General features: G+C 56.1%; 6 protein-coding genes and 1 pseudogene. 6 read left to right on the top strand and 1 reads right to left on the bottom strand.

Features of this window, described 5'->3' with window-relative positions; genetic code table 11:
• Positions 1–119 precede the first annotated feature (119 nt).
• The 3 genes from ABJQ89_RS12265 to ABJQ89_RS12255 all read left to right on the top strand — a co-directional run bounded on the left by ABJQ89_RS12265 (position 120) and on the right by ABJQ89_RS12255 (position 3,516).
• Positions 120–1,286: an iron-containing alcohol dehydrogenase gene (locus ABJQ89_RS12265; protein WP_348496518.1), complete on the top strand. Its 1,167-nt coding sequence runs from the start codon at positions 120–122 to the stop codon at positions 1,284–1,286.
• Between the two features lie 25 nt (positions 1,287–1,311).
• A complete protein-coding gene (locus tag ABJQ89_RS12260; protein WP_348496517.1) occupies positions 1,312–2,568 on the top strand; it encodes a flavin-dependent oxidoreductase in 1,257 nt (418 codons plus the stop codon).
• Between the two features lie 129 nt (positions 2,569–2,697).
• Entirely contained in the window at positions 2,698–3,516 is an 819-nt protein-coding gene (locus ABJQ89_RS12255; RefSeq protein ID WP_348496516.1) for a DUF2059 domain-containing protein, read from the top strand.
• Here ABJQ89_RS12255 and ABJQ89_RS12250 read toward each other — a convergent pair whose 3' ends face one another.
• Positions 3,517–4,143: a thiamine phosphate synthase gene (locus ABJQ89_RS12250; RefSeq protein ID WP_348496515.1), complete on the bottom strand. Its 627-nt coding sequence runs from the start codon at positions 4,141–4,143 to the stop codon at positions 3,517–3,519. It lies immediately after the preceding gene.
• Positions 4,144–4,399: 256 nt separating this feature from the next.
• On the opposite strand from ABJQ89_RS12250, the gene ABJQ89_RS12245 reads away from it, so the two are divergent.
• The 3 genes and pseudogenes from ABJQ89_RS12245 to ABJQ89_RS12235 all read left to right on the top strand — a co-directional run.
• A complete protein-coding gene (locus ABJQ89_RS12245) occupies positions 4,400–5,146 on the top strand; it encodes an RNA methyltransferase (protein ID WP_348496514.1) in 747 nt (248 codons plus the stop codon).
• 66 nt (positions 5,147–5,212) lie between these two features.
• Positions 5,213–6,355, top strand: coding sequence for a heme A synthase (gene ctaA, locus ABJQ89_RS12240; RefSeq protein ID WP_348496513.1), 1,143 nt, complete (start codon positions 5,213–5,215; stop codon positions 6,353–6,355).
• Positions 6,352–7,213, top strand: a pseudogene (locus ABJQ89_RS12235) (carboxypeptidase M32); the annotation flags it as partial. The gene ctaA and the pseudogene ABJQ89_RS12235, both read left to right, overlap by 4 nt.

Here is a 7,213-nt window from a genome sequence, read left to right as displayed (position 1 = left end):
GAATTGCCAAAACAACCAGAAAGAGTGGCTTGAGCTTCCCAATGATTAGAGCAACAGTAGAGCCGAGCACGCAAACGACTGGCCGAACTCAGGCCAATAGATGATCTGGGAGCAGAATTATGACCGCAGGAACAAAACCTTTTTCATTCGATACGCCGGGGTCAATGTTGGTGGAATGGGACGGCGCTGCGCGTATGGGCGCGCTCCTCGCTGAATGGTTCACAGAGCGCAATCTGTTGATCGTGACCGATAAGTTCTTGCATGAAAACGGCCTTTTGGACCCTGCGCTGACCTCGCTCAAAGAGCACGGGTTTACCGTGACCGTCTATGACGATGTTGTGGCTGACCCGCCTGAACGGGTTCTGCTGGCCTGCGTCGAACATGCCAAACGCGCGAATGCGGATATCGTGATGGGACTAGGCGGTGGCTCCTCAATGGACATCGCGAAGCTGGTTGCAGTGATGCTAAAGAGCGCGCAACCGCTGTCGGACCTTTATGGAATTGGCAATGTGACCGGCACACGCGCGCCTTTGGTGCAGGTACCAACCACGGCTGGAACCGGCTCTGAGGTTACGAATATCACCATTTTGACAACGGGTGAGACGACCAAAATGGGGATCGTGTCCCATCAGCTTTATGCAGATCGGGTTCTGCTTGATGGGGCCTTGACTGTTGGGTTGCCTGCTGAGCAAACGGCGGCAACAGGTATTGATGCGATGGTGCATGCGATTGAGGCTTTCACGAGCCAGCACCGCAAGAATTTCCTATCCGACGTCTTTGCAAAGGAGGCCTTGCGCTTGATCGCGGCAAATCTGGTAACGGCCTGCGAAAATGGCGCTGATCGCAGCGCGCGCGAGGCAATGTTGCTTGGCGCGAACCTTGCGGGGCAGGCGTTCTCTAACAGCCCTGTGGCGGCGGTTCACGCTTTGGCTTATCCGCTCGGCGGGCATTACCACTTGCCGCATGGCCTCACCAACGCGCTGATGCTTGGGCCTGTTCTGCGTTATAACATGAGCGCTGCCGCACCGCTTTATGCAGAGCTTGCGGATGTGGTTATGGGCGTGACGGGCGAAAGCGACGCGGTGCGCTCAGCCAAATTTGTTGAGTTCATGGATGATCTGATGAATCGCTCGGGCGCGCCGCGCCGTTTGCGCGATTGCGGTGTGCGCGAGGATAGCTTTGAGATGCTCGCCAAGGACGCGATGTTGCAGTCCCGCCTTTTGGTGAACAACCCCGTCGAGGTCACCGAAACAGACGCGCTCGCACTTTATCGCGAAGCGTTTTGAGCTGGGTTTGCAGGGATAAGCCGCGATGACAGTTCTCATTGCAGGGGCCGGGATCGCGGGCCTGTCATTAGGGTTAACGCTGCATCAAATTGGGGTGCCGTTTCGTATCTTCGAGGCCGTGCGCGAAATGCGGCCCCTTGGTGTGGGCATCAATTTGCAACCAAATGCAGTGCGCGAATTGCTTGATCTCGATTTAGGCGCCGCGCTTGATGATATCGGCATTCCGATCAAGGATTATGGGTTCTACTCCAAACGTGGGTTGGAAATCTGGACTGAGAAACGCGGGCGCGAAGCTGGTTATCACTGGCCCCAATATGCGGTGCATCGCGGCGCGTTGCAGATGCGTCTTGCGTCTGAACTACGCGCGCGGGCGGGCGAGAATTGCATCGTCACCAATGCGCCTGCCGCAGGTTTCAAAAACACCGATCAGGGCGCTGCTTTGGTGTTGCAAAACGGTGAGGAAATCCATGGCGATTTGGTGATTGCCGCTGATGGTATCCACTCTGCCTTGCGCGCGCAGATGTACCCGAATGAAGGGCCCGCGATATGGGGCGGCGCTATTCTGTGGCGCGGAACAACGCAGGCGAAACCGTTCTTGAACGGGGCATCCATGGCTTTGGCAGGGCATGACACACAGCGTATCGTCGCCTATCCGATCACGCCAGCTGACCCACAAACTGGACAGGCTACTATTAATTGGATTGCTGAGCTGCGCGTTGATCCCGCGCAAGGTTGGCGCAAAGAAGATTGGAACCGCGCAGCGCAGCTCGATGATTTTCTGCCAAAGTTTGAAGACTGGACGTTTGACTGGCTCAATGTGCCTGAGCTGATCAAGGGCGCAAAGCAGGTGTTTGAATACCCGATGGTGGATCGTGATCCGGTTGATCAATGGACCGACGGGCGCGTGACCTTGATGGGGGATGCGGCCCATCCAACCTATCCAGTGGGATCAAATGGGGCGAGCCAAGCCATTGTTGACGCTCGTATTCTGGGGCAAATGTTCCTGTCGCACGGTGTAAACCAAGCCGCGCTTTTAGCCTATGAGGACCTCATTCGGCCGCGCACGCGTAATGTGATCTTGGCCAATCGCGGCTCTGGCCCAGATGCGGTGATGCAAAAGGTCGAAGACCTGTGTGGCGGCCAGTTTGAGACAATCGATGACGTCATTCCCTATGCAGATCTGAAGGCCCATGCAGATCATTACAAGGTGTTGGCTGGTTTCGATGTGGAGACTTTGAATGCAACGCCACAGCTGATTGAGCGTGGCGCGCGCATCGGCTGATATGTGCATGCGGTGCTGCGGTTTTAGGCGCTTCTTTACCAGAGGTCAGTATTCACAGAGCCGTGCGTTGGCAACTGCGCGCGCGCGCCCTATGTTCAGTCAAAGATCAAGTTGTTTTGAAAGGCCCCAATGGTTCATCTTCGCATAAGTCTTGCAAGCCTAGTCCTTGTTTTTGCTCCATTTTTCGCGATGGCGGATGAAGCGTCTGACAAACTTCTGACAGCGCTCGGGATGGAGCGGATGGTTCAGCTCATGCGTGAGGAAGGCTTGGCCTACGCTGTAGAGCTTGGGGATGAAATGTTGCCCGGTGGGTATACCGAGGGTTGGGGCGCTATGGTGTCCAAAATCTACAACACAGACGCGATGGAAACCGTCGTGCGCCGTGGCTTTGCCCAAGGGTTGGCAAACACCGATCTAACACCGCTCGAAGCGTTCTTTTACACGCCGCTTGGCAAGACGATTATCTCGCTCGAACTCAGCGCGCGCGAGGCGATGATGGACGATGTGATCGAGGAAGAGGTGAAGGAGCAAGCCCGCGCTTATGAGCGTGCGCGCGATGATGCTTTTGTTCTGGTGGATGACTTTATCAACGCCTCTGATCTACTGGAAACCAATGTGGTCGGCGCGATGAATTCCAACATTCAATTCTACCGCGGCCTCGTGGACGGCGGCGCGTTTGAGTTGTCGGAAACGGAAATCCTATCGGAGGTTTGGAACCAAGAGGATGAAACGCGCAGAGACACAAGAGATTGGCTTTATGGCTTTTTGATCATGGCCTACACTCCGCTCGAACCGGGCGTGATCGAGGACTATACCTTGCTCGCGTTAACCCCAGAGGGCAGGGCGATGACCGCTGCGCTCTTTCAAGGGTTTGACAATATGTATTCGGATATAAGCTATGCCCTCGGCCTTGCGGCTGCGCAGATGATGAACGCCGAGGAAATCTAGTTAGCTGACTTCAATCAGTTTTTTCAGCTCAGCCAATTTCGCGACCGGGTCTTCGCTGCTCCAGAGCTCTTCGCCAAAGGCAAAGAAATCGGTGATGGTCGCGAAGGTTTTGCACACGTCCGCATCCAAGGCACCTTCGGCAACGATAGGCACTTCGATCACTTCTGACCACCACTGGAATAAATCCTCGCTCGCGCGTTCGCCATCACCAAGCGCGGCTGCGCCCATCGGGCCAAAGCTGATGTAATCTGCACCCGCTTCGCCCGCGTTCATGCCATCGTGACGCGAGGTGCCACAGAAGGCGCCAACGATTGCATCATCGCCGAGCATTTTACGCGTCTTTGCAACGCGGCGGGCTCCATCGGACAGGTGCACACCATCAAGGCCAAGCTTTTCGACCAGCAAGATATGTTCATCCATCACCAAGGCCACATCGCGCGCTTGAGTCACGACACTGATCGCATCCGCAGCGCGGCAAATCTTGTCTTCATCTTGGCTGGCAAGTGCAAGGCGCACGCAAGCGATGTCAGCGCTGTCCAGCACAGAGGCCAAAACATCTGGAAACACATCCAGTTCAAACTCTGGCGGCGTGATCAAATAGAGTTGGGGTTGTTCGATCTCGGACATCTGGCGTGCTCCGTTAAGTGCTGTTTCGCGCTCTATACAGTGCCTTTTCAGGTTTGGCTACTTGGGTGGCAAGGAGGCAGTGAAATCAAGGTTGAGAAACAAAAGAGTTGCGCGCCGTCCAGATACGCGCCTCAGAGAATATGCTTTGCGACCACCCCTCGGTTCGGGCGCGGAGCAAATAGGAACGTTACGCCCTTTGCTTGAATCCTGAGCCGGACAGGATTAACAGCATTCCAAGCCTTCAAGGAGCCATGCAATGCCATCTGATACCCCTCAACCCAGCTTTGTTCTGGTGCGTCCGCAAATGGGCGAGAACATTGGCGCGGCGGCGCGGGCGATGTGGAATTTCGGGCTCGATCGCATGCGCCTTGTTGCGCCGCGTGATGGTTGGCCGAACCCCAAGGCCGACGCAATGGCGAGCGGCGCAGGGCGGCTTTTGGATGAAGCGCAGCATTTTGATACGACCGCTGATGCGCTTGAGGATTGCACCTATGTTTTTGCGACAACCGCGCGTCAACGCGGCCTGACCAAACCCGCGTTTTCACCCGAAGGCGCGATGAAGCTCGCGGCCGAGAAAATCGCGAATGGCGAAAAGATCGCCGTGCTGTTTGGACCTGAACGGGCTGGCATGGAGAACGATGATATCGCCCGCGCCAATGCAGTGATCAACGTGCCTGTGAACCCTGAATTTGCATCTCTTAACCTCGCGCAATGTGTCTTGCTCACGGCTTATGAATGGCAACGCCAAGTCGCTGATATTCAACATGAACGCGTCGAAATGGCGAAAACGGTTTGGGCCTCTCAAGGTGAGACTGAAGCGCTGGCCAAGCACTATGAAGAGCGCCTTGATGAGGCGGGTTTTTTCTATCCGCCCGAGAAGGTCGACAGCATGCAGGTGAACCTGCGCAACATGTGGTCGCGTATGCCGCTGACGCGCGCAGATGTGCAGATGCTCCATGGCGTGTTGCGGCAAATGGTGCGTTGGAAAGATAAATCCGAATAGGCGCTTGAAGGGGCAGGGCGGCAGACCTACCCTTGGGCTAATGATCCTCAGATCAAGAGGCGGGATATGAGTAAGAAACGCAGTATTTTCGAAGAGGTCGATGGCACCGAAAAAGCCGCTCCGGTCACGGGTGTGATCGACGCTGGCAAGCGCGGCGCGCGGGGGGCTGTTCGCCTTTGGCTGATTGTGCTTTTCGCGCTGGTCGTTGTGATGATCTTGGTCGGCGGTTTGACGCGTCTCACCGATAGCGGCTTGTCGATCACTGAATGGAAACCTGTGACAGGGGCGTTGCCACCGTTGAATGAGGCTGCATGGCTGGCCGAATTCGCGAAATACAAAGAAATTCCAGAATATCAGTTGCAAAACAAAGGGATGGAGTTGTCTGAGTTCCAATTCATTTACTGGTGGGAATGGGGCCATCGCCAGCTTGGCCGCGTAATTGGCTTGGTCTGGGCAATCGGTTTCTTCGGATTCCTAGCCGCCCGCGCGATCCCCACGGGTTGGACGACGCGCTTGCTTGGCGTTGGTCTTCTGGGCGGTTTGCAAGGCGCTGTTGGTTGGTGGATGGTCTCCTCAGGTCTGTCGAACGGTATGCTCGATGTGGCGTCTTATCGCCTCGCAACGCACCTTGGTTTGGCCTTTGTGATCCTCGGTTTCCTCGCTTGGTATATCTTTGAGCTGAAATGCGAAGAACGCCAGCTCATGCAGTGTCGCCGTAACCGCGAAGCCAAGCTCTTTTCCATGGGCACTGGCCTGCTCCATTTCGCCTTCCTGCAAATCTTGCTTGGTGCATTGGTCGCTGGGATCGATGCGGGGCGCACCTATAATGATTGGCCGCTGATGGCCGGTGGCTTCTTCCCGCCGTATCCGTTTGATCTGGAACCGATCTGGCGCAATTTCTTTGAAAACGCAGGGTTGGTTCAGTTCATGCACCGTATTGCTGGCTACCTTCTCTTTATATTCGGCATCATTATTTGGCGCCGTGCCCGTCGCTCACCCAATTCGGCCACGCGCGGTGCATTTAGTGTCGTACTCGCCGTGATGTGCCTGCAAATGCTGCTGGGTATCTTTACGGTTCTTTATTCAGCCCCATGGCATATCGCGATTGTCCATCAACTTGGCGCGGTTGCGCTTTGGGTCTTGATTCTACGCGCGCGCTTTTATGCGGGTTATCCAACAGCCGACAGCCTGCGAGGAGCAGCAAAATGAGTGCATATGACGATCTAATGGCGCATCAGCGCGAAACGCAGGCATTGAGCGCGATCATGGGCCGTTTGGGCTGGGATCAGGAAACGATGATGCCGCGTGGAGCTGCGCCGCAACGCGCAGAAGAAATGGCCGCGCTTGAGGGCGTTCTGCACGCGCGCCGCACCGATCCGCGCATTGGTGAGTGGCTCGCGAAAGCCGACGCGCCCGATGAGGCCGGCAAATCGCAATTGCGGTTGATTACTGAGTCTTATGAGCGCGCGCAAAAGGTGCCCGCCGATCTCGCGCAGCGTTTGGCCAAAGTGACCTCCGCCAGCCAAGGCATCTGGGCGCAAGCGCGCGAAGATGAAGACGTGGCCGCGTTTTTGCCAACGCTAAAACAGGTCGTCGCGCTGAAGCGGGAAGAGGGCGCAGCCCTCGCTGCGGGCGGCGACGTCTATGATGCGATGTTGCAAGACTATGAGCCGGGCGCCAGCGCCGAAAGCCTGAGCGCAATGTTTGCAGCGCTGCGTCCACGCCTCACAGCGCTGCGTGATGAGGTCATGGCAGGGGAGCAACCGGCTGATCTGGATTTTGCCTTCAATGAAGGCAAACAAATGAAGCTCACGCGCAAGCTGGCCAAGACCTTTGGCTATGACATGACCCATGGGCGCGTGGATAAGGCGGTGCATCCGTTCTCATCCGGCTCGGGTCATGATGTGCGTATTACAACGCGCACCAGCCTGCATGATCCGTTCAACTGCCTTTATTCAACGATCCACGAAGTTGGTCATGGCTGTTATGAGCAAAACATCAGCGATGACTACCTGCTCACGCCCCTTGGCTGCGGTGTCTCGATGGGTGTGCATGAAAGCCAAAGCC

It is taken from the genome of Planktotalea sp., assembly GCF_039984035.1.
Lineage (GTDB): Bacteria > Pseudomonadota > Alphaproteobacteria > Rhodobacterales > Rhodobacteraceae > Planktotalea.
This window is presented reverse-complemented; position numbering and strand designations above follow the sequence as displayed.

Excerpts from the sequence above, each read along its gene's own strand:
- ABJQ89_RS12265 (WP_348496518.1), top strand. The coding sequence starts at position 120 with ATGACCGCAGGAACAAAACCTTTTTCATTCGATACGCCGGGGTCAATG.
- ABJQ89_RS12260 (WP_348496517.1), top strand. The coding sequence starts at position 1,312 with ATGACAGTTCTCATTGCAGGGGCCGGGATCGCGGGCCTGTCATTAGGG.
- ABJQ89_RS12255 (WP_348496516.1), top strand. The coding sequence starts at position 2,698 with ATGGTTCATCTTCGCATAAGTCTTGCAAGCCTAGTCCTTGTTTTTGCT.
- ABJQ89_RS12250 (WP_348496515.1), bottom strand. The coding sequence starts at position 4,143 with ATGTCCGAGATCGAACAACCCCAACTCTATTTGATCACGCCGCCAGAG.
- ABJQ89_RS12245 (WP_348496514.1), top strand. The coding sequence starts at position 4,400 with ATGCCATCTGATACCCCTCAACCCAGCTTTGTTCTGGTGCGTCCGCAA.
- ctaA (WP_348496513.1), top strand. The coding sequence starts at position 5,213 with ATGAGTAAGAAACGCAGTATTTTCGAAGAGGTCGATGGCACCGAAAAA.